Source organism: Rhodoferax sp. ZS1R25 (genome assembly GCF_056521335.1).
The window spans coordinates 1,044,434-1,065,059 of sequence record NZ_JBWMAZ010000002.1 but is presented as its reverse complement, the minus strand read 5'-3'; the positions used below and the strand labels follow the sequence as shown (position 1 = coordinate 1,065,059).

The 20,626-nt window shown below is 62.8% G+C and carries 21 protein-coding genes; 8 read left to right on the top strand and 13 right to left on the bottom strand.

Annotated features, from left to right (window positions below; all coding sequences use genetic code 11):
- The first annotated feature begins 54 nt into the window (after positions 1 to 54).
- From recO to acpS, 3 genes are read left to right on the top strand one after another with little or no spacing between them, the layout of a single operon-like run.
- A complete protein-coding gene (recO, locus tag AC097R_RS15790) occupies positions 55 to 804 on the top strand; it encodes a DNA repair protein RecO (RefSeq protein WP_479599082.1) in 750 nt (249 codons plus the stop codon).
- The gene (locus tag AC097R_RS15785; protein WP_479599081.1) at positions 801 to 1,550 is read left to right on the top strand and encodes a pyridoxine 5'-phosphate synthase; all 750 of its coding nucleotides are present in this window, start codon (positions 801 to 803) and stop codon (positions 1,548 to 1,550) included. Before recO ends, AC097R_RS15785 begins: the two co-directional genes overlap by 4 nt.
- A 10-nt stretch (positions 1,551 to 1,560) precedes the next feature.
- On the top strand, positions 1,561 to 1,956 hold the full coding sequence (gene acpS / locus AC097R_RS15780) for a holo-ACP synthase (protein WP_479599080.1): 396 nt from the start codon (positions 1,561 to 1,563) through the stop codon (positions 1,954 to 1,956).
- Between the two features lie 18 nt (positions 1,957 to 1,974).
- On the opposite strand, the gene AC097R_RS15775 is transcribed toward acpS, so the two are convergent.
- The gene (locus AC097R_RS15775) at positions 1,975 to 2,667 is read right to left on the bottom strand and encodes a hypothetical protein (RefSeq protein ID WP_479599079.1); all 693 of its coding nucleotides are present in this window, start codon (positions 2,665 to 2,667) and stop codon (positions 1,975 to 1,977) included.
- Between the two features lie 213 nt (positions 2,668 to 2,880).
- Between AC097R_RS15775 and nagZ the strand changes: the two genes are divergently transcribed.
- Both nagZ and rrtA read left to right on the top strand, forming a co-directional pair.
- Entirely contained in the window at positions 2,881 to 3,984 is a 1,104-nt protein-coding gene (gene nagZ / locus AC097R_RS15770; RefSeq protein ID WP_479599078.1) for a beta-N-acetylhexosaminidase, read from the top strand.
- Between the two features lie 11 nt (positions 3,985 to 3,995).
- A complete protein-coding gene (gene rrtA / locus AC097R_RS15765; protein ID WP_479599077.1) occupies positions 3,996 to 4,607 on the top strand; it encodes a rhombosortase in 612 nt (203 codons plus the stop codon).
- Here the strand turns inward: rrtA and AC097R_RS15760 are convergent.
- The 4 genes from AC097R_RS15760 to AC097R_RS15745 form a co-directional block, all read right to left on the bottom strand.
- Positions 4,554 to 6,500, bottom strand: a complete 1,947-nt coding sequence (locus tag AC097R_RS15760; protein ID WP_479599076.1) for a S8 family peptidase — start codon at positions 6,498 to 6,500, stop codon at positions 4,554 to 4,556. The genes rrtA and AC097R_RS15760 overlap by 54 nt on opposite strands.
- Positions 6,501 to 6,970: 470 nt before the next feature.
- Complete coding sequence (locus tag AC097R_RS15755) at positions 6,971 to 7,597, bottom strand: 4'-phosphopantetheinyl transferase family protein (protein WP_479599075.1); 627 nt, start codon at positions 7,595 to 7,597, stop codon at positions 6,971 to 6,973.
- Between the two features lie 13 nt (positions 7,598 to 7,610).
- Positions 7,611 to 11,609: a Pls/PosA family non-ribosomal peptide synthetase gene (locus AC097R_RS15750; RefSeq protein WP_479599074.1), complete on the bottom strand. Its 3,999-nt coding sequence runs from the start codon at positions 11,607 to 11,609 to the stop codon at positions 7,611 to 7,613.
- 2 nt (positions 11,610 to 11,611) lie between these two features.
- Entirely contained in the window at positions 11,612 to 11,857 is a 246-nt protein-coding gene (locus AC097R_RS15745; RefSeq protein WP_310341541.1) for a hypothetical protein, read from the bottom strand.
- 162 nt (positions 11,858 to 12,019) lie between these two features.
- Here AC097R_RS15745 and AC097R_RS15740 point away from each other — a divergent pair, with 162 nt between their 5' ends.
- Positions 12,020 to 12,385 (top strand): translation initiation factor Sui1, encoded by a 366-nt coding sequence (locus tag AC097R_RS15740; RefSeq protein WP_479599073.1) that lies wholly within the window; start codon positions 12,020 to 12,022, stop codon positions 12,383 to 12,385.
- A 2-nt stretch (positions 12,386 to 12,387) separates the two neighbouring features.
- Positions 12,388 to 12,603: a DUF3820 family protein gene (locus AC097R_RS15735; protein WP_479599072.1), complete on the top strand. Its 216-nt coding sequence runs from the start codon at positions 12,388 to 12,390 to the stop codon at positions 12,601 to 12,603.
- A 3-nt stretch (positions 12,604 to 12,606) separates the two neighbouring features.
- On the opposite strand, the gene AC097R_RS15730 is transcribed toward AC097R_RS15735, so the two are convergent.
- The 3 genes from AC097R_RS15730 to lysS are packed head-to-tail and all read right to left on the bottom strand — an operon-like array spanning position 12,607 to position 15,273.
- The gene (locus AC097R_RS15730) at positions 12,607 to 13,155 is read right to left on the bottom strand and encodes a pseudouridine synthase (protein ID WP_479599071.1); all 549 of its coding nucleotides are present in this window, start codon (positions 13,153 to 13,155) and stop codon (positions 12,607 to 12,609) included.
- The gene (locus tag AC097R_RS15725; protein ID WP_479599070.1) at positions 13,140 to 13,670 is read right to left on the bottom strand and encodes a YgjP-like metallopeptidase domain-containing protein; all 531 of its coding nucleotides are present in this window, start codon (positions 13,668 to 13,670) and stop codon (positions 13,140 to 13,142) included. Before AC097R_RS15725 ends, AC097R_RS15730 begins: the two co-directional genes overlap by 16 nt.
- A 55-nt stretch (positions 13,671 to 13,725) precedes the next feature.
- On the bottom strand, positions 13,726 to 15,273 hold the full coding sequence (lysS, locus tag AC097R_RS15720; protein WP_479599069.1) for a lysine--tRNA ligase: 1,548 nt from the start codon (positions 15,271 to 15,273) through the stop codon (positions 13,726 to 13,728).
- Between the two features lie 115 nt (positions 15,274 to 15,388).
- Between lysS and AC097R_RS15715 the strand changes: the two genes are divergently transcribed.
- On the top strand, positions 15,389 to 15,961 hold the full coding sequence (locus AC097R_RS15715; RefSeq protein WP_479599068.1) for a YggT family protein: 573 nt from the start codon (positions 15,389 to 15,391) through the stop codon (positions 15,959 to 15,961).
- A 64-nt stretch (positions 15,962 to 16,025) separates the two neighbouring features.
- On the opposite strand, the gene accD is transcribed toward AC097R_RS15715, so the two are convergent.
- The 5 genes from accD to truA all read right to left on the bottom strand — a co-directional run bounded on the left by accD (position 16,026) and on the right by truA (position 20,594).
- A complete protein-coding gene (gene accD, locus AC097R_RS15710) occupies positions 16,026 to 16,898 on the bottom strand; it encodes an acetyl-CoA carboxylase, carboxyltransferase subunit beta (protein WP_315493901.1) in 873 nt (290 codons plus the stop codon).
- Between the two features lie 85 nt (positions 16,899 to 16,983).
- The gene (trpA, locus tag AC097R_RS15705) at positions 16,984 to 17,808 is read right to left on the bottom strand and encodes a tryptophan synthase subunit alpha (protein ID WP_479599066.1); all 825 of its coding nucleotides are present in this window, start codon (positions 17,806 to 17,808) and stop codon (positions 16,984 to 16,986) included.
- Positions 17,809 to 17,810: 2 nt separating this feature from the next.
- Positions 17,811 to 19,070: a tryptophan synthase subunit beta gene (gene trpB / locus AC097R_RS15700; RefSeq protein WP_479599065.1), complete on the bottom strand. Its 1,260-nt coding sequence runs from the start codon at positions 19,068 to 19,070 to the stop codon at positions 17,811 to 17,813.
- Positions 19,071 to 19,125: 55 nt separating this feature from the next.
- Positions 19,126 to 19,815, bottom strand: coding sequence for a phosphoribosylanthranilate isomerase (locus tag AC097R_RS15695; RefSeq protein ID WP_479599064.1), 690 nt, complete (start codon positions 19,813 to 19,815; stop codon positions 19,126 to 19,128).
- A complete protein-coding gene (gene truA / locus AC097R_RS15690) occupies positions 19,812 to 20,594 on the bottom strand; it encodes a tRNA pseudouridine(38-40) synthase TruA (protein WP_479599063.1) in 783 nt (260 codons plus the stop codon). Before truA ends, AC097R_RS15695 begins: the two co-directional genes overlap by 4 nt.
- Between the last annotated feature and the right edge of the window lie 32 nt (positions 20,595 to 20,626).

Below are 20,626 nucleotides of genomic sequence, written 5' to 3'. Positions count from 1 at the left end.
TCGCTTCGCGTAGCCGCTTCCACGGCGTTCACTGGATGGAAGGCACGCTAGCGTATGGCAACCAAACGCATTGCTGACGAGCCCGCGTATGTGCTGCACCGCTACGACTGGAGCGAGTCCAGCCTGATTCTGGAAGTCTTCACCCGCCACTACGGGCGCATTGCGCTGGTGGCCAAGGGGGCGAAGAAGCCCAGCTCCAGCTTCCGCCCCATCTTGTTGCCATTGCAGCCCCTGCATGTGGCGTTTGGCGGTGATGCTGAAATCCGCACGCTGCGCGGTGCCGAATGGCAGGGTGGCCATGTGATGCCCACGGGCGATGCGCTGCTATCGGGCTACTACCTCAACGAGCTGCTGATGACCCTGCTGGCACGTGATGATCCACACGCTGAGCTGTTTGACATCTATGCCCGCGTGGTCGAGATCATTGCCAGCGAGCATGGCGAGGTGCTGCAAGGCGCGCTGCGCACCTTTGAGCTGCTGCTGCTGCGCGAGACCGGGTTTTTACCCCCGCTGGATGTGCAGACCATGACCTTGCGTGCGCTGGATGCTGACAAGCCCTATGTGCTGGTGCCCGAAGGCGGTTTGCGCCAAGCGCATGCGGACGACCGGGCCAGCCTGAGCGGCGTACAGTGGATGCGCTTGCACGAGACGCTGCAGAACCAGGCACCCTTCACCGCCACGCTGCGCGCCTGTGCCGAGATGATGGGCGAGCTCAAACCCCAGCTGCGCGCGCTGCTGCACTACCATTGCGGCGTAAAGACGCTGCGCACGCGGCAGATGATGATCGACATACAAAGCCTATGACAACCCATCTCTCGGTCAACCTCAACAAAGTTGCGTTGGTTCGCAACACCCGCCACCTGGGCATCCCCAGCGTCACGCGCGCGGCCACGCTGTGTTTGCAGGCAGGTGCGGCAGGCATCACCGTCCACCCACGACCCGATGCGCGCCACATCCGCACGCAGGACGTGCTGGACTTGGCCGAGTTGCTGAAGGCCTGGCCCGACCGTGAATACAACGTCGAGGGCAATCCGTTCCACAACCTGATGGACTGCGTGCGCGACCTGCGCGCGCGCGGTCTGCCGGTGCACCAGGTGACCTTTGTGCCGGACAGCGAGGGCCAGTTCACCAGCGACCATGGCTGGGTCTTCCCCGACGATGCCGCGCGCCTGAAGCCCTTGATTGACGATGCCCACGCACTGGGCCTGCGTGTCAGCCTGTTCATGGATGCCGACCCCGCCGCCATGGTCACTGCCAAGGCCGTGGGTGCGGACCGCATCGAGCTCTACACCGAGCCCTATGCCGCCGCCTGGGGCACGGCAGAGCAGGGCGTCCAACTCGCACGCTTTGCCGCCGCGGCACAGGCCGCTTTGGATGTGGGCTTGGGTGTGAATGCCGGCCATGACTTGAACCGAGACAACCTCACGGCGTTCGCCCAGCAGGTACCCGGCCTGCAAGAGGTGTCCATCGGCCACGCACTGATTGCCGATGCGCTGGAGCTGGGCTACAACGCCACGGTCAAGGCCTACCTGGCCTGCTTGGGGCAGTGAGGGACGGCACGTGATCTACGGCATTGGCACCGATATTTGCGATGTGCGCCGTATCCGCGCCAGCCTGGAGAAGCACGGCGACCGCTTTGCGGCGAAGGTGCTGTCAGATGCCGAATTCAAAACCTGGAAAGCGCGCAGCGCGCGCTGGCCCGAGCGCGGTGTGCGCTACCTCGCCACCCGTTTCAGCGCCAAAGAGGCCTTCAGCAAGGCCATCGGCATGGGCATGCGCATGCCCATGACCTGGAAGCTTTGCGAGATCGCCAATGAGCGCAGCGGCAAGCCCGTCATCGTGTTGTACGGCGGACTGAAAGACTGGTTCGAGGCACAGGCGCTGACGGTGCACGTGACCGTGACCGATGAGACCGATTACGCCGCCAGTTTTTGCGTGGTGGAGACCACGCCCTAGCAGGCCTTATCGCGTCAGCTACAGCTTGCCGTACTGGGTGCCACCAATCATGATGCCGCCGTCCAGCGGCGCCAGATCAGACTGGTATTCCAGATCGCCCACATGCACCGCGGGCAGGGCGCCGCCCAGGCGCAGGGCTTCCATGAATGCGGCTTCTTCTTCGGGCGAGATGGCCTGGTAGGCATCGCGCGCCAGGGTTCCCTTGGCACTGCGGGTGGGGGCCGTGTGTGGGTTCTCAGCGGTTGGGGTTGCAAATCCATCGGCGCGGGCGGGGTCGCCAGCGCGGGAATGGCGCTCAAAGTGGTCTTCCGTTTCGCTCACGCGCCAATAGATGCCATCAATCAACACGCCAAAGCGTTTATAGGTGTTGATGCGCATGCTGTGCTCCATGGCCGCAAAGCTTTTGGTTTTGCTCTCCGCGCCGGTCACAAAGGACTTGGCCACATCGATCATCGCAATGAAGCGGTGGTGGCGCTCGTCCACGGGCATGACCTTGAAGCGGTACATCTGCGAGACCACCTCCATCGACAGAAATGTCTCGCGGATGGACTGGTAAAGCCGCTCGCGGCGGTAGGCCTTGCGCTCTTCCAATTCCATGCGCCGGACGGCGGGTTCTGCACTGGTAGTCTCCAACGACTCGGGTGCGGTGCGCGCACGTTTTTTTAAGAATTCAAACACGGTAAATGGCAGTTGTTTTAGTAGGGGAGCCATGCGCTGACTTGCTGACGAAGTCATCTGCGCGAAATAAGTCTATCAGCCACCGCTTTTTTCTGTCTGTAACAAATTGGCAGAGTTCGGCCATTTTTTTGACTATGGACAGGAAACAACACTTTGTGCTCGGGGTTTTGGAGGTAAAAAGGTCTCTAGCCCCCGTAAAATATGTGCGAGCAGCTCCTAAATAAATAGCAACTGGAATCCCGAACCATGGCCTTTCACGCTCCCCTGATCATCGATATCGCTGGCACCAGCCTGACCAAGCTGGATCGCCAGCGCCTTAAACACCCGCTGGTGGGCGGCATGATCCTGTTCGCCCGCAACTGGCAGAACCGCGAACAGCTCACCGCCTTGTGCCGTGACATCAAAAAGGTGCGCGCTGATCTGCTGATCTGCGTGGACCATGAAGGCGGGCGCGTACAGCGCTTCAAGACCGATGGCTTCACCCACCTGCCGCCCATGCGCGCCCTGGGTGAGATGTGGTTGCGTGAAGCAGCTGGCACCGTATCGACCAAGAAAGCCGGCCCGCTGGACGCTACCAACGCCGCCACAGCCACCGGGTATGTGCTGGGGGCTGAGCTGCGCGCCTGCGGTGTGGACCTGAGCTTCACCCCCGTGCTGGACCTGGACTATGGCGAGAGCAGCGTCATTGGTGACCGCGCCTTTGCCCGCGACCCACGCGTTGTCAGCCTGCTGGCCAAGAGCCTGATGCATGGTTTACACAAAAGCGGCATGGGCAACTGCGGCAAACACTTCCCTGGCCACGGCTTCGTCAAAGCCGATTCGCACACCGAGATCCCGGTGGACAAGCGCAGCCTCAAGGCCATCCTGGCCGACGATGCCGCTCCTTACCGCTGGCTCAACACCGTGACCAGCAGCGTGATGCCCGCCCACGTGATCTATCCCAAGGTGGACGCCCGGCCGGCCGGCTTCTCCAGCACTTGGCTCAACGACATCCTGCGCGCCCAACTGGGCTTCACGGGCGCCATCTTCAGCGACGACCTGTCTATGGCTGGCGCGCGGCTGATTGACGGCAAGCAGGTTAGCTACACCGAGGCGGCTGTGGTGGCACTGAACGCGGGTTGCGACCTGGTGCTGCTGTGCAACCAGTCCCTGCCCAGCGCAGAGGGCGGTGGCAAGGCAGTGGACGAGCTGATCGAAGGGCTGACAGAAGCCCAACTGAAAGGCCAGTGGCAAGCGCTGGAAGCCAGCGAAGCCCGCCGCCGCGCTTTGCTCCCCACCACGCCTGCATTAGCCTGGGACGACCTGATGGTGCACCCCGAATACATGCAGGCGTTGGACTGGATTGCCTGAGGACGGCGCCCGTGCCCAATGCCTTGCGCCCCGGCCGCGTGTGCTGGGGTGGGGCGTTTGCGGCGGTGGCTATCGGGCTGCAGCTGTGGCCCGGGCTGGCTGAGGCACTTCGCTTATCTCGCCCGGCCTTTGCCGACGGGGCGGTTTGGCAATTGCTCACCGCGCAGTGGGTGCATTTGAGCCAAGCGCATGCAGCCCTCAACGCGATGGCGGCCGTGCTGCTGTGCTGGTTGCTGGCGCCATGGGTGCCGGTGCGCCAGCAGCTGTTGGCGTTACTGGGCGGCTACGCGGGTGTGGCGGTGGTGCTGGTGTTAGACCGCAACTGTCAGTACTACGCCGGCGCTTCGGGGGCGTTGCACGGTGTGCTGGCCGGGGCTGCCGTAGGGGCGTTGTGCGCAATAAAGTCAGACTGGCGACGGCGTGCTGTGGGGGCAGGCCTTCTTCTGGCGTTGCTGGTCAAACTGCTCGTCCAGCCCTTGGCGGGCGCAGCGGCTACACCCGGATGGCTGGGCATCCCCACGTACTACCCTGCACATGCGGCAGGCGCGACCGGTGGGGTAGTTGCCGTGCTACTCCCCTTGCTGTGGCGCAACTGGCAGGCGGCGCAGCGCCATACTCGCTAGCCCGATCATCAACAGCGCGAGGATGTCCATCCAGTTCATGGAGCCGCCTCCACCGCCTCCGCCCGAGCTGGCCACCGGGTTGGGGGCCGAGACCATGTTGATAGAGACTAGGCTATTGGAATTGCCGGAAGATACCGAGGTGGCTTGAAACCGGAAGGTCAGGCCGACAGTGTCTGATGTGGCCGGGGTCGTGAACGTGGCCGTGCTGGTGTTGGCCCCAGACAGGGACACGGTGGGTCCGGAGACCTGCGTCCAGCCCACGGTACTGATCCCCGTGCCGTTTGCCCCCGCAGTGGCTGTACCCGTCAACGTGACCAAGGTGCTCCGCGCCACGGGGTCGGTTTTGTTGGCGGTGGCGGTGGTCGTCGGGGCGGTGTCTGCCAAAACCAGGGCAGTGGCAGCATCAGTGTCCAGCATGCCAGCGCCACAACTTGTCTTGTTGAAGCAGTAAGTGCCCGAAGGAAAGGCACGCACGGAATCGACTAAGCGTGAAGTCAGTTCGTTGACGCCCATGGTCGGCTTGATTTGCAACAGCAAGGCTGCAACGCCAGACACCATGGGAGCGGCGAAGCTGGTGCCGTTCGCAGCGACATAGCTATCCCCGCCCGGGGATGCGGCTGGAGTGGTCGTGCCGGAGTTCAAGGTGCCGTAGATGCTGACGCCTGGTGCGCTGAGGGTTGTGCCAGGCCCGTCATTTGCAAAACTGGGACTATCCCCAGTCAGCATGTGGGCCGTGACAGCAATCACTCCTTGGCAGTTGGCCGGTTGGCTGATGCTGGTGATGCTGCCGTCGTTGCCCGTCGACGCCACCACGATGCTGCCGGCTGCGCGCACATCGTTGACGGCATCCTGGAATGTGCTCAGGCATGTGCCAGAGCTGCCCAGGCTGAGGTTGAGAATTTTGGCCGGGTGAGCATTTGCCGGAACCCCGCTGAGCGCGATGCCCGCTGCCCAACGCATGCCGGCAGCGATGTCAGACACGTAGCCACCGCATACGCCCAATACGCGCACGGGCAACACTTTTGCACCATATGCGACGCCGATCATGCCCGTACTGTTGTTGCCCACTGCACTTACGATGCCGGCGACCCGGGTACCGTGCCAACCAGAGTTAGAGACGGAGCAACCGTTGCCTGTGTTGGTATTCCAGTTGCCAGGGTCTGCGGCATCCGAATCTCGTCCATTGCCATCGTTGGCGGTGCTGAAGGGCGAATAGGGCAAAGTGTCGGCAGAGACAAAATCGTAGCCAGTCAGCAAGAGGTTGGCCGTCAAATCTGCATGGGTCACATAGCCGGTATCCAGCACTGCAACCACCACCCCAGCCCCACTGACGGGTTGTCCGCCCGTGCTTTTATTCCAGGCACTGTCGGTGTTGGTGGCACCCAGGTTGCTGCCCGATGATTTCCAGGCCCATTGGCTGGCCGCATAGTCCGGATCATTGGGGGCAAAATGGGCAAAAACCTTTTCGTCGATTTCGGCATATTCCACCCGTGCGTCCTGTGCGAGCTGTTGTGTCAGTGCTTTCATCTCGGCCCGGCTCAAAGGTTGGTCGGTTTGCACCACCTGGGCTTGTTCCGATACCGACTTCAGGTAGGTCAGCGTGATTGCCTTTTGTCCCAAGACTTGCATGCCGCCTCCGGCATTGAAAGTGTTGATGCGGGTATGCGCATCGACTTGTCCGGCGGCAGTTTGATCGGTCTTTGCTTGCGTCTCTTCCTTGAATTTCACGATCAGGCGGCTGTAGCCAGTCATGGATGCTTTGGCCACCGATGTAGCAGGGCTTGCTGTGAACTTCGACTCCTGCCATCCATCGGTTTGCGAAGTGGCCAGCCAGGATGCTCCAAGCCCACCCGCAATCACTGTGGCGATCAACGCCGTTTTCATTCGAGGCATGTGTTGGATTTTCAAGGGTTGCGGGCTTTGCTGTCCACATCCACGTGAACCACCTCTGGACGGGTACGCAAGATACCGAGAATCCTGTCCAGATCACGCCCCGCTGGCGGCACTACCCGATATGTCCACGTGTTCTCGGACACCGCAGCAATGGGGCTGATGTCCGCCAACAGGCGCGTTTGCAATTGAGCGAGGTCCGACGCGGTCCACACACTGTTTGCTTCTTTGAAGCGGATGACCAAGCGCACCGCGGCCGGTAGGACTTGGGATGTTTTCGCAGCAGAGGCCGGAGACTCAGCGCACGCGACAAGGCCCAGCGCGAGCAGGCCTGCGCCAACCCAATGGTGGTGTTTCAAATGGACTGCCCCTGAGATTTGTTAGACATGGCCTTGCGTCGCTTTTTATTGTGTTTACGCAAGGCTTTTGTATCCAACTATCCCAGGCATTGTAGAAGACACTGTGTCCCTTCTTTAGGGCGCTCCGCCGGGATGTAAAGACACTGCCCCGCAGTAGCCCTCCGGCAGTTCCAACCACCTGATGTCGCAGCGGTCCGCATTGCCTTGCAGCGTTGAAGTCCATTCGCTTAATCCCAGGCCGCAGCTCTTCAAGCCAGCTTCCCATTGCGTCCATGCGGCGCCAAATGCGGTGATGCTTTGCGCTGCTGGCAGCGTAGCCAATTGCGCCGTCGTTTGTGGGCCCAGGTAGTCGCGCGCCAGTGCGTGGCATTCATTCGCCCAAGGAGGTGTGGTGGTGGCGAGTACATCTACGCCTATGGCACGGTAGGGGTGGATGGCGGCGACCGACAGTCCATCTTCATGGCTGATGGACACCTGTGTGGCGGTACTGGGGTGCTCAATGCGCAGAGGCGCACCGGCATGTGCGGACAACGCCACGCTGTCCATGGAGCAATCCAGCCACAAGGCCAGTGCTTGGCGCAGTGCCAGGCGCATGGCGCCACGTGCTTCATCGCGAGGTATGCCGTGCGGCAGCAGGAGGTAGATCACAACGCCCTGGTCTTGCTGCAAAGCCGCCAGCACTTGGTCAGTCTCACCCGGCCACGCATAGGCATGCCAAGGGTGTGCCGCCGTGGTGCCCATGTTTTCTGAGGCGCTAGGCCCCGGCCTGCGTAGGCGCCGCAGGGCAGCCGCTCCAGCGCGATGCAGCGGGAATGCTCTCGCCCTTCATCACCAGGGTCAGGGGTCCCAACCATGCATCGTCGGCCACGCTGGCGCTGTACAGCACCGCGCCGCGCGGTCCGATGTACACACGGGCACCAATGTGCACGTGGTCAATCTTCATCACGCGGTCTTCAAACAAATGGGTTTGGGGGCAGCTCAGCGCGTTCAGTTCGCTGTGGTCTCCGATGTGCACACAGTCAAATTCGGTGATGTCCGTGGTGTCCATGTACACACCCTTGCCGATGCGGCTGCCCAGCAGGTTGAACGCCAAAGGCAACCACGGCGTTCCGCGCAGGTAGCGCATGAAGTTGGGCACGGCAATGCCCTCGTACAAATTGGTCACGCCTTCGGATAACCAGACAAACGGGGTCCACATGGGCATGCTGCGCTGGCGGTAGCGACCCATCAACAGCCACTTGAGTACCCACACAAATACAAACGTCCCCAGGCCATAGAGCAGGCCCGTGAGCGTCAGGTAGGCAATGACCTGGCCCCAGCGTCCGTCCCCGGCCAGTGGCATCACGTTCAGCACGATGGTGTAGCCCACCGAGATCACGATGGCGTGTGGCGACACGATGCGGAAGGCCTCAATCAGCCCCCGCGCCAAGCGCCGCGTAGCGGAGGGGTGAAAGGTCAGTCGCTCCGGGAAACCGGCGGTCTCTTCGCGTGCAGGCAAGTGCAAGGGTGGTGACCCCAGCCAAGTGTCGCCACTGCGGATACGGTCATTGGCTGGCACCGTAGAGTGCACACCAATCAGCACGTTCTCGGGCAGCGTGGTGCCGTCGGGGATGTACGCACCGTTGCCCACAAAGCTGCGCTTGGAAATGACGGTAGGCCGCATGGTCATCCAGCCGCCGTCAATGTGTTCATCGCCCAGCATCACCGCGTCGGCGATGAAAGTTTCGTCGCCCAGTGTCAGCATGTCGGGCACCAAGCCCAGAGCCGACGAAATCTCGGCATCGCGGCCCACCTTGGCACCCAGCAGGCGGTACCACCAGGGTGCGTACAGCGTGGCGTACACACCGTGCAGTACATGCAAGCTGGACTCCTGAATCTGGTTTACCAGCCACTTGGCGCAGTACAGCGTGCTGTGCACCGGCCAGCTGCCCGGCTTCAGGCGCGGCAACACTGACCAGCGGATGCCGGCCGAGAGCAGTGCGGTACAAACAATCAACACGGCGGCAGCTGGGAAGGCCAGCAGGAAATACTTGGTCAGCTGAAACCAGATATCGGTGCTCGCCAGAAACGGGAAGCGCTCCACGTCGTCAATCCAGTCGATCAGCACAAAAGAGGGAAACACGGGCAAGAAGAACAAGGTGGTGATCAACAAGGCGCCCAGCACAAAGTACGTGCCTTCCACCATGCTGCGCAAGCCCGTGACCGCAGGACGCGGCCGTAGGCTCGCGGTATCAAACGCGCCTGCATCTCGCGCGGGCGAGCCTTGCCAGACGCGCCCTGCGGGCACGGTGTCTCCATCGCAGAGTGCCGACTGGCCCTCCAGGTGGCCCCAGTCTTGCACCGTGGTGTTGCCTTCCAGAATTGCATAAGAGCCCACGCAGCTGTGGTTGCCCAGAGCGATGGTGCCCAGGTGCAGCACGCCATGTTCCACGCGGGCGTTTTCCAGGTTCACGGCGTTGCCAATGCTGGCGCCGTTGCCCACCTGCAGCAGGTCGGGCGCACGCAGCGTCATGGAGCCAATCACCACCTCATCGCCAATGCGTGCACCCAGTGCGCGCAGCCACCACACATAGAGCGACGAGCCGCTGAGCAAATAGGTGGGTGCGGCTTCCAGCAGGCGGTCGGACAGCCACCAGCGGTAGTAGGTCAGGCCCCACAGCGGGTACTGGCCCGCTTGCAGCCTGCCAACCAGCAGCCACTTGCCCGCGATGGCCACGGCAAATTCCAGCAGCGTGGCGACCAGGTAGGCCAGCACCGAGGCGCCCGTGGCTACCCACAGCGAGTCTTCGGGTTCACCGGTAAAGAAGTGGTATGCAAAAAACGGAGCCAGCCACTGCGCCATGCGCATGGCCACTAGCCAGGGCACTGCCGCCGCCTGGGCCAAGCCGCAGCGCCAGCGCTGAAAGGCACTGGGTGGTGTCCAGGTGGTATCCACCGCCTGGGCCTTGCCATGGGCGGCGCCGATGGCTTGCGCAATGGCCCCCACGCTGCGGTGCTGGTAAATATCGCGCACCGTCACATGCGCAAAGCCTGGGTGGGCGCGCAAGCTGGACGCCAGGCGCGCAGCGAATAGTGAGTGGCCGCCCAGGTCGGCAAAAAAGTCGGCGCTGCGCACGATGGCCTGGCCGGGAAACAGCTTGGCCAGTGAGGAAAACAGCACCTCTTCCGCCGGCGTAGTCGGTGTGTCGGACGCCTCGGATGTGTTGGCCGCGGTGAGCGGCCGCACCTTGAGCGCATTGCGGTCAATCTTGCCGGAGGTAAGCCGCGGCATGGTGGCTACCGTCTCAAAATAGCCGGGCACCATATATGGCGGTAGCCGCCGGGCCAGCGCTGCGCGCAGGGCGCTGCTGCTCAGCGTCGCGCCTGTGTCGGGGGTGATGAAGGCGATCAACTGGTCCACACCGTCTTCGGGGCGCAGCACCACGGCCGCCGCGCCCACGCCGGCCTGGTCGGCCAGCGCCGATTCGATCTCGCCCAGCTCCACGCGGAAGCCGCGGATCTTCACCTGGTCGTCCGTGCGGCCCAAGCACTGCACCTGGCCGTCGGCGTCGATGCGGGCCAGGTCACCCGTGCGGTACAGGCGCGCGTCTTGTTCGCTGTTGGCCCAGGGATTGGGCAGAAATTTGTCGGCCGTCAGATCGGGCCGGCCCAGGTAGCCTGCAGCCACGCCGGGGCCGGTGATGCAGAGTTCTCCCACTTCGCCGCAGGGCAGCAGCGTGAGCCCAGATTCGGTTTGCGGAGCGATGACCAGCAGGCTGTAGTTGGGCAGGGGGCGGCCAATGGTGACGGGCTCGCCCGCGTGCAGTTCAGCCAGGCTGGCCGACACGGTGGCCTCCGTCGGGCCATAGGTATTGAACACCTGGCGGCCTGGCCGTGCCCAGCGCTCCACCAGCGCGGGCGGGCACATTTCGCCACCCAGGTTGATGGTGCGCAGGTTAGGCACGTCCTGGTTGAACAGGGCCAAGAGTGTGGGCACGGCGTGTAGCACGGTGATGCCGTTGGCAGCCAGCACACCAGGCAGGTTTTCGGGGTCCGACGCGATTTCCTTGGGCGCAATCCACACGGTGGCGCCTGCCAGGTAGCTGATCCAGATCTCCTCGAACGACATGTCAAACGCCACCGAGAAGCCCTGGTACACCCGGTCCCCATGGCGCACGCCCAACTGCGTGTTCTCGCTGCGCAAAAAGTGGCAAATACTGCCCTGGTTGATGGCAATGCCCTTGGGCCTCCCTGTGGAGCCAGAGGTGTAAATCACGTAGGCTGGGTGCGTGGGCAGCACGCCACTGCGCCGCTGCGGCTGGGCTATCGGTTCGCTCAGTGCTTCTGCGGTCCACACCGTATGGGGGGTGTGCGCCATGCGCGGCGCGAATGCTGCGCAGCTCACCAGGCCTTTGGCTCCTGCGTCCTCCAGGCACACTGCAATGCGGTCCACCGGGGTGTCGGCATCCAGCGGCAGCCAGGCGGCACCTGCTTTGGCAATGCCGAGTTGCATGACCAGCAGGTCCAGCCCCCGCGGCAGCCACAGGCCTACGATGTCGCCCGCCGCCACACCGGCCACCAGCAGGTGCGCGGCCACGGTGTCAGCGTGCGTGTCTAGCGCCAGGTAGCTCAGCGACTGGTCGCCAAACACCAGGGCCGTGCTGTCGGGGTATTGCTGGGCGGTTGCCTCAAACAGGTCGGCCAGCACTTCGGAGCGCACCAGGTCGGCGCGCTCGGGCCCCCGCAGGATGTCGGGGTGGGGTGTCTGGAACATGGTCAAGGGGAGCGGTGGAGGCGCGGTGCGGCCAACAACGCCAAGTTGGCATCGATGGCCTCTTCCAGCAGGCGGTGCTTGGCCAGCAGGTTGTTGGCAAGCATCAGTTTGCGCAGCTGTTGCAGGTCTTTTACGGTCGGGGCGACCTTGATTTGTGCCAGCGCGGCCTGGCTGTTGCCACCTTGAACGATGGCCAGGACCTTGGTGGCCCAAACGCTTTGGCGGGAGGTGGGTGAGTTTTTGGACATAGCGGACAGAGTAGGCACCATTTTCGCACACAGCACACGTCTTTGGTGCGCGGACAGCTATCAAAATGATAGTGAATAGGACGGCTGGGTCGCTGTGAGCGCAAGGGGCATCCGTTACCATTGCCGATCTTTGATTTTGGCGTTTTCGGGGCACACATCGCTATGGCGAAACTTTCCTTGTCCGATCTGGGCGGCCTGGTGTACTCCACTGAGGTGGGACGCACCTGCCCGGTGTGCCGTCAAGCCATCGCTGCTTGCACCTGCAACACGCCCAAGCGTCCGGCTGGCGATGGCGTGGTGCGCGTGTCGCGCGAGACCAAGGGTCGGGCCGGCAAGGGCGTAACCCTGGTGCGTGGCGTGCCGCTGGACGATGCCGAGCTGGTGGCACTGGGCAAGCAGCTCAAGGCGGCCTGTGGTTCGGGCGGCACCGTGAAAGACGGTGTGATTGAAGTACAGGGCGACCATGTGGAGCGCGTGATGCAGCTGCTGCAGGCGCAGGGCCACACGGTCAAGCGGGCGGGTGGCTAGGCATGCAAGCCGAAGATCTTCAGAGGTTGGTGGAGCGGGCCATGCCCTTTGGCAAGTACGAGGGCCGCCTGATTGCCGACCTGCCCGGCGACTACCTGAACTGGTTTGCGCGCGAGGGTTTTCCAAAGAGCGAGATCGGCCGCTTGCTGCAATTGATGCACGAGATAGACCACAACGGGCTGAGCGACTTGCTCACGCCGCTGCGTAAGCCACGCTAACTTCTAAGGGAGTGGCGCATCGCGCAGCGCTCCCGGTGCCAAGCCTTCCAGCGTGTAGGGCCCAATCGCCGCGCGAATCAGCCGCAGCGTGGGATAGCCCACGGCTGCCGTCATGCGGCGCACCTGGCGATTGCGGCCCTCACGGATCACCAGCTCCAGCCAATGGGTGGGGATGGACTGGCGCACACGTACGGGCGGTGTGCGTTCCCAGAGTGGGGCGGGCTCTGCAATCAATTGTGCGTGGGCGGGCAGGGTGGGGCCATCGTTGAGCTGCACACCACGGCGCAGGGCTTCCAGCGCGGCCTCATCGGGCTCGCCCTCCACCTGCACCCAGTAGGTCTTTTCCATCTTGTGGCGCGGGTCGCTGATGCGGGCCTGTAGCTTGCCGTTGTTGGTGAGCAGCAGCAGGCCTTCACTGTCCGCATCCAGCCGACCGGCCACGTATACGCCGGGAATATCGATAAAGTCTTTGAGCCCGCGCCAGCGGCCCTCGGGCGTGAACTGGCTCAGCACCCCATAGGGTTTGTTGAAGCAGATCAGGCGGCTGTCCATAACCGCTCGCCCGTGGCTTCCAGGTGCGTGAGGTAGATGCGCACCTCAAACTCCAGCTGGTGGTAGCTGGGCTCCATGTGGGTGCAGAGCTGGTAGAAGGCCTTGTCGTGCTCGCGCTCACGCAAGTGGGCCAGCTCGTGCACCACAATCATCTTGAGGAAGGGTTCGGGCGTATCCTTGAACAGGCTGGCCACGCGGATCTCGCGTTTGCTTTTGAGCTTGTTGCCCTGCACGCGGGAGACGGTGGTGTGCGTGCCCAACGCGTTCTTCACCACATGCAGCTTGCTGTCAAACGCGACCTTGGAGAGTGGTTCGGCGCTGCGCAGGTAATCCGACTTGATGTCCTGCACATAGTCGTACAGCACCTTGTCGGTTCGCACGCCATGGGCCTGTGGGTAGCGCTGGGTCAGCCAGCTGTCTACGCGGCCTTCTTCCAACATGCGTTGCACCTGGCCCAGCGCGTCTGCGGGGTAGCCATTCAGGTAGCGCAGCGTGGGCGTTGCTACCGTTTTCATAGCTGCTCGCGCAGATTCCGCGGGGGCTAGGGGCCTATTTTGCTTCAAACCTGAGTCAAACCTCGCGGCGCAGGGCGGGGAACAGAATCACGTCACGGATGCTGGCGCTGTCTGTCAGCAGCATCATCAGGCGGTCGATACCAATGCCGCAGCCGCCGGTGGGGGGCATGCCGTATTCCAGCGCGCGGACAAAGTCGTGGTCGTAGAACATGGCTTCGTCGTCGCCACTGTCCTTGGCGGCCACCTGCGCATTGAAGCGGGCGGCCTGGTCTTCGGCGTCGTTCAGCTCGGAGAAGCCGTTGCCGAATTCGCGGCCCGTGATGTAGAGCTCAAAGCGCTCTGTCACCTCGGGGCGGTCGTCGTTGGCGCGGGCCAGCGGCGAGATCTCGGTGGGGTGCTCCATGATGAAGGTGGGGTTCCAGAGCTTCTCTTCCACGGTCTCTTCAAAGTACAGCACTTGCAGGCTGGCCAGCGTACGGCCGGCGAGCTTGTTTTTGGCTTCGTTCAGGCCCAGCTTCTTGAGCGCGTTGGTCAGCCACTCGGCGTTCTCGACGTTGTCACCCGCTTCGGTGTATTTGCGGATGGCTTCCACAATCGTCAGGCGTTCAAACGGCTGGGCCAGGTCCACCGGCTTGCCGGCGTAGGTCAGCTGCAGCGAGCCGGTGGCGCGCTGGGCCGCGTCGCGGATCAGCTTCTCGGTGTAGTCCATCAGGTCCTGGTAGTTCCAGTACGCCGCGTAGAACTCCATCATGGTGAACTCGGGGTTGTGGCGCACCGAGATGCCTTCGTTGCGGTAGCTGCGGTTGATCTCGAACACGCGGTCAAAGCCACCGACGATCAGGCGCTTGAGGTATAGCTCGGGCGCAATGCGCAGGAACATTTCCTGGTCCAGCGCGTTGTGGTGGGTCTTGAAGGGCTTGGCGTTGGCACCACCGGGAATGGGGTGCAGCATGGGCGTTTCCACTTCCAGGAAGTTGTGGCCGACCATGAACTCGCGCAGCGCGCTGACGGCCTTGCTGCGTGCCACAAAGCGCTTGCGCGCCTCCACATCGGTCATCAAGTCCACATAGCGCTGGCGGTACTTGGTTTCCTGGTCCGCCATGCCGTGGAACTTGTCGGGCATGGGGCGCAGGCTTTTGGTCAGCAGGCGGATGCTGGTGGCGTGGATGGACAGCTCGCCGGTCTTGGTCTTGAACAGCGTGCCCTCGGCGGCCACGATGTCGCCCAGGTCCCAGTGTTTGAAGGCGGCGTACAGGTCCACGCCCACGTCTTCACCGCGCACATAGAGCTGGATGCGGCCACCGCTGGGGCCAAAGGACGCATCCTGCAGCGTGCAGAAGCTGGCCTTGCCCATCACGCGCTTGAGCATCATGCGGCCGGCCACCTTGGCTGTGGTGCCCAGGGCCACCAGCTCTTCGGCCGTCTTCTCGTTGTAGGCCTCAAACAGCTCCGCCGCCTTGTTCTCGGGCTGGAAGTCGTTGGGGAAGGCCACACCCTTGCCCTCGGCCTGCTGCTGGCGCAAGACCTTGAGTTTTTCACGGCGCTCCAGGATCAACTGGTTTTCGTCTTGCGGGGCGGGAGCAGCTTGGTTTTGGTCAGACATGGGGTGGTAGGTGTACGGTGGCAGAACCAGCCAAGCCGTGGGGCTTTGGCCGTAACCCTCCATTGTAAGAGGGGTGGCTGCCGCTATGATGCGCACGCACTGCCCCAATCTCGCCATGCTCTACCAAATCATTTCCCTGTTGCTCGAAGTTGCCGCCGGTTTGCTCACCAGCACCTGTCTACTGCGGCTGTATATGCAGCACCAGCGCATTCCCCTGTCCGCGCGCTCGGGCAACCCGCTGGGGCGCTTTGTGTTCGCCCTGACCGACTGGTTGGTGCTGCCGCTGCGCCGGGTGCTGCCCGCTATGGGCCGGTGGGACACGGCCAGCCTGGTGGGCGCCTTTTTGATTCAGCTGGCGCAGTTCTCCATCCTGTGGCTACTCAATGGCCTGGGCGCCAGCCTGGTGTCAGTCGTGGTGCTCGCCCTGTTCGGCGTGGTGCGCATGGGGCTGTCCGCTCTGACGGGCCTGGTGCTGGTCTACGCCGTGCTGTCGTGGGTGCAAACCCAGTCCTATTTGTCGGATGTGCTGGAGCGCCTGGTGCAGCCGCCGCTAACCCCCATCCGCCGGGTGTTGCCGCTGGTGGGCGGTGTCGACCTGTCGCCCCTGGTTCTGTTGGTGCTGATCCAGATCGCCATGATCGTGCTGGGCTCGTTGCAGGCCATGGTGCTGGTGGCCACGGCCGGATAGGCGTCCTGGCGCCAAGCAAAAGAGGCCCATTTGGGCCTCTTTGTTTTGGTAGTGTCGATCTGGTTTAGATCACCGCATCCGCCGGCTGGCGCTGCAGCATGGCCAGGGTGTCGGCCACGGTCTTGCGCAGTTCGCGGCGGTCGCAGATGAAGTCGATCGCACCCTTGGTCTGCAAAAACTCAGCGCGCTGGAAGCCTTCGGGCAGCGTCACGCGCACGGTGGATTCGATCACGCGCGGGCCCGCAAAGCCGATCAGCGCCTTGGGCTCGGCAATCACCACATCGCCCAGGAAGGCAAAGCCCGCACTCACGCCGCCCATAGTCGGGTCGGTCAGCACGCTGATATAGGGCAGGCCCTTCTTGGCCAGGCGGGTCAACGATGCGTTGGTCTTGGCCATTTGCATGAGCGACAGCAAACCTTCCTGCATGCGCGCACCGCCAGTGGCGGTGAAGCACAGGAAGGGCACTTTTTGTTCGATGGCGGTTTCGACGCCGCGCACAAAGCGCTCGCCCACCACGGAACCCATCGATCCGCCCATGAATTCGAATTCAAAGCACGCGGCCACCAGGCTGATGCCGTGCACGGCACCGCCCATGACGATCAGTGCATCGGTCTCACCGGTGTTTTCCAGCGCTTCTTTCAGGCGTTCTGGGTATTTGCGGCTGTCCTTGAACTTCAGGGCATCCACGGGCAGGACTTCCTGGCCAATTTCGAAACGGCCTTCGTTGTCCAGGAATGCGTTGAGGCGCGCGCGGGCGCCAATGCGGTGGTGGTGGCTGCAGCTGGGGCAAACGTTCTGGTTTTGCTCCAGATCGGTCTTGTAAAGCACGGTTTCGCAGCTGGGGCACTTGATCCACAGGCCTTCTGGCACGCTGCGGCGATCCGCAGGATCGGTTTGCTGAATCTTCGGGGGTAGCAGTTTTTCCAACCAGCTCATTTCAGGTCTCCTTGCAGTGCCCAAGCGGGCGTCCAACCAACAGGGGGCGATTATCCGCGAAACCGCCCCCGGTGCTTTTTAGGGCTTAGCCCTGGTCCATGGCCGTGCGGATTTCGCGCAGGAAGGCCTGCGCTGTAGGGCCTACTTGGTCGCGCGGCTGGTCTTCCAGCAGCTGGATGATCTTGCTGCCAATCACTACGGCGTCCGATACCTTGGCAATCGTCTGTGCCGTGGCCGCATCGCGGATGCCAAAGCCCACGCCCACGGGCGTGCTGATGTGCTGGCGGATGCGTGGCAGCATGGCTTCCACGGCGCCCACATCCAGAGCACCCGAGCCAGTCACGCCCTTCAGCGACACGTAATACACATAGCCGCTTGCCACACGCGCCACCTGGGCCATGCGTTCATCGGTACTGGTGGGTGCCAGCAAAAATATCAAGTCCATGCCATGTGCGCGCAGGTCGGCCGCAAAGGCCTCGCATTCTTCGGGCGGGTAGTCGACGATCAAGACGCCATCTACACCGGCTTCAGCTGCGTCCTTGACGAACGGGCTACTGATGCCGGCCTTGGCGTGTTTCTGGTCGTAGCGCTCCACGGGGTTGGCGTAGCCCATCAGCACGACGGGCGTGGTGCTGTTGGTCTTGCGGAATTCGCGCACCATGGCAATCACCTGCACTAGGCCAATGCCAAAGGCCAGCGCCTTGTCGCCGGCCTTCTGGATCACCGGGCCGTCGGCACTGGGGTCGGAGAAGGGCACGCCCAGCTCGATCACATCGGCGCCGCCCGCCACCATGGCGTGCATGAGTTCGGGTGTCACGTCCGCGTAGGGGTAGCCCGCGGTAACAAAAGGAATCAGCGCCTTGCGGCCCTGGGCTTTGAGGGCGGAGAAAGTAGAGTCAATGCGTCCCATGCTCATGCTCCCTTCACCACGTGGCCGCGCATCGAAGGGCGGTCATAGACGTCATCACCCGACAGATCGGCGACAGTACCAATGTCCTTGTCACCGCGGCCAGAGAGGTTGATCAACACGGACTGGTCCGCGCGCATGGTCTTGGCCAGCTTCATGCCATAGGCGACTGCGTGGCTGGATTCGAGCGCGGGGATGATGCCCTCGGTGCGGCACAGGTAGTGGAAAGCGTCCAAGGCCTCCTTGTCGGTGATGCCCACGTACTCTGCGCGACCGATATCACCCAAGAAAGCGTGTTCCGGGCCTACGCCAGGGTAGTCCAGGCCGGCGCTGATGCTGTGCGTCTCGGTCACCTGGCCGTTGTCGTCCTGCAGCACATAGGTGCGGTTGCCGTGCAGCACGCCCGGGCTGCCGCGCTGGATGCTGGCGCTGTGTTTGCCACTGTCCAGGCCTTCACCAGCCGCTTCCACGCCGATCAGGCGGGTGTTCTCGAACGGAATGTAGGGGTAGAAGATACCCATGGCGTTGGAGCCACCGCCTACGCAGGCGATCACCGCGTCGGGCTGCTCGGTCTTGCAACCCGCTGCCTTCAGCATTTCTGGCATCTGCACCAAACACTCGTTGCCGATCACGCTCTGGAAGTCGCGCACCATCATGGGATAAGGGTGTGGGCCGGCCACGGTGCCAATGATGTAGAAGGTGTTGTCCACATTGGCGACCCAGTCGCGCATGGCTTCATTCAGAGCATCCTTCAGCGTCTTGCTGCCGCTGGTCACGGGCACAACCGTCGCGCCCAGCAGTTTCATGCGGTAGACGTTGGGGCTTTGGCGTTTCACGTCTTCGCTGCCCATGTAGACCACACATTCCAGGCCGTAGCGGGCGCAGATGGTGGCGGTAGCCACACCGTGCTGGCCAGCGCCGGTTTCGGCAATCACACGCGGCTTGCCCATGCGTTTGGCGAGCATGGCTTGGCCGATGGTGTTGTTCACCTTGTGGGCGCCGGTGTGGTTCAGGTCTTCGCGTTTCAAAAAGATCTGCGCGCCGCCCATTTCACGGCTCATGCGGTCCGCGTGGTAGACCGGGGAAGGGCGGCCTACGTAGTGCGCTAGCTCGGACTGGAATTCGGCCAGGAAGGCCGGGTCGTGCTGGTACTTGGCGTAAGCATCTTTCAGCTCATTGATCGCGTGCGTCAACGTTTCGGAGACAAAGCTGCCGCCGTATTTACCAAAGTGGCCTTTGGCGTCGGGTTGCTGGTAGTCGTACATGGTTTTCCATCCGTGACCGGACGGATCTGGCACTGGGTGCCGTCCGTACCGGAGATTATTGAAATGACTGGTCCGCAGCGCGCACGGCGGCTACGAACTGGAAAATCTTTGCGGGGTCTTTGATGCCCTTCTTGGGCTTGCCCTGAGCGTCCACGGCTTCCACGCCGGAGCTCACGTCCACGGCCAGCGTTTTACAGCGCGGCCGTACCGACGTGATGCCATCGCCCACGTTTGCACTGGTGAGTCCACCACTCAAGACGAGGTGAGCGTTGACGCTTGGAGGAAGAAGTGACCAATTGAATGTTTTGCCACCACCACCGTAGCCGTCCACATGGGCGTCTAACAGGATGGCTTGGGCGTTCGAATAATCGTGTGCGTATTTTACGAGGTCAAAGGCCTGCGCGTCATCCCCCAGCGGAATACGGGCCGCGCGCAGGTAGGGGCGTGCACCGTTGCCGGTGGCATCCAGGCAGTCCTGCGGGCTCTCATCACCATGAAATTGGATGGTGGCCCCCGGAATCATTGCGCTGGCAGCTATCACTTCTGTAGCAGATGCATTGACGAACAGCAGCACGGGGGTGATGAAGGGCGGCAAGCGCTTGGCCAGTTCAGCCGCGCGCTGCGGCGTGATGGCGCGTGGGCTCTTGGGGTACAGCACAAAACCGATGGCATCGGCGCCCGCGGCCACGGCAGCGTCTACATCCTGTTCGCGGGTCAGGCCGCAGATCTTGATTCGGGTCCTCATGGCAACGCATCATACGCAGGCGTGCGGTCGGGCATGCCCCACTGGGCGTCGTAGCGTGGGCCCAGAAAGTACAGACCGTCGGGCGAAAAGGTGGGCGCCGCGGCCTTGCGGTCGCGCGCGGCCAGCACCTCGGCCATCCATTCGGGCGGCTTCTTGCCCTGGCCAATCTGCACCAGGCAGCCCATGATGTTGCGGATCATGTGGTGCAGGAAGGCATTGGCCTCGAACTCGATGCGCCAGTAGGCGCCGCGCTTGTTCAGGCTGATCTCCAGCAGGTTTTTCACCGGGCTGAGCGCCTGGCATTGCGAGGCACGGAAGGAGCTGAAGTCGTGTTCGCCCAGCAAAATGTCAGCGGCCTGGCGCATCGCATCGTGGTCCAAGGCGCCAAAGGTCCAGCCTACGCGGCCAAATTCCACGCTGGGGCGAATCGTCGATTCGAGCAGCACATAGGCATAGCGGCGCGACAAGGCCGAGGCGCGGCAATGGAATTCTCGGGAGGTTTTGACGGCCCACTGCACCGCGATGTCGCGCGGCAGGTTGGCGTTGGTGCCGCGTACCCAGGAGTAGGTGTCGCGGTCCAGCTCGGTGTCGAAGTGCACCACCTGCATCAGGCCGTGTACCCCAGCATCGGTGCGGCCAGCGCACAAGGTAGAAACGCGCTGGGCAGTGAACTTGCCCAGCGCGGTTTCTAGTTTGTCCTGGATGGTGAGGCCGGATGACTGGCTTTGCCAGCCCTGGTAGGCCCCACCGTTGTAGCTAACGCCTAAGGCAATCCGCACAAGCTCTGGATCCTGTTTTGCGCCAAGCCTCC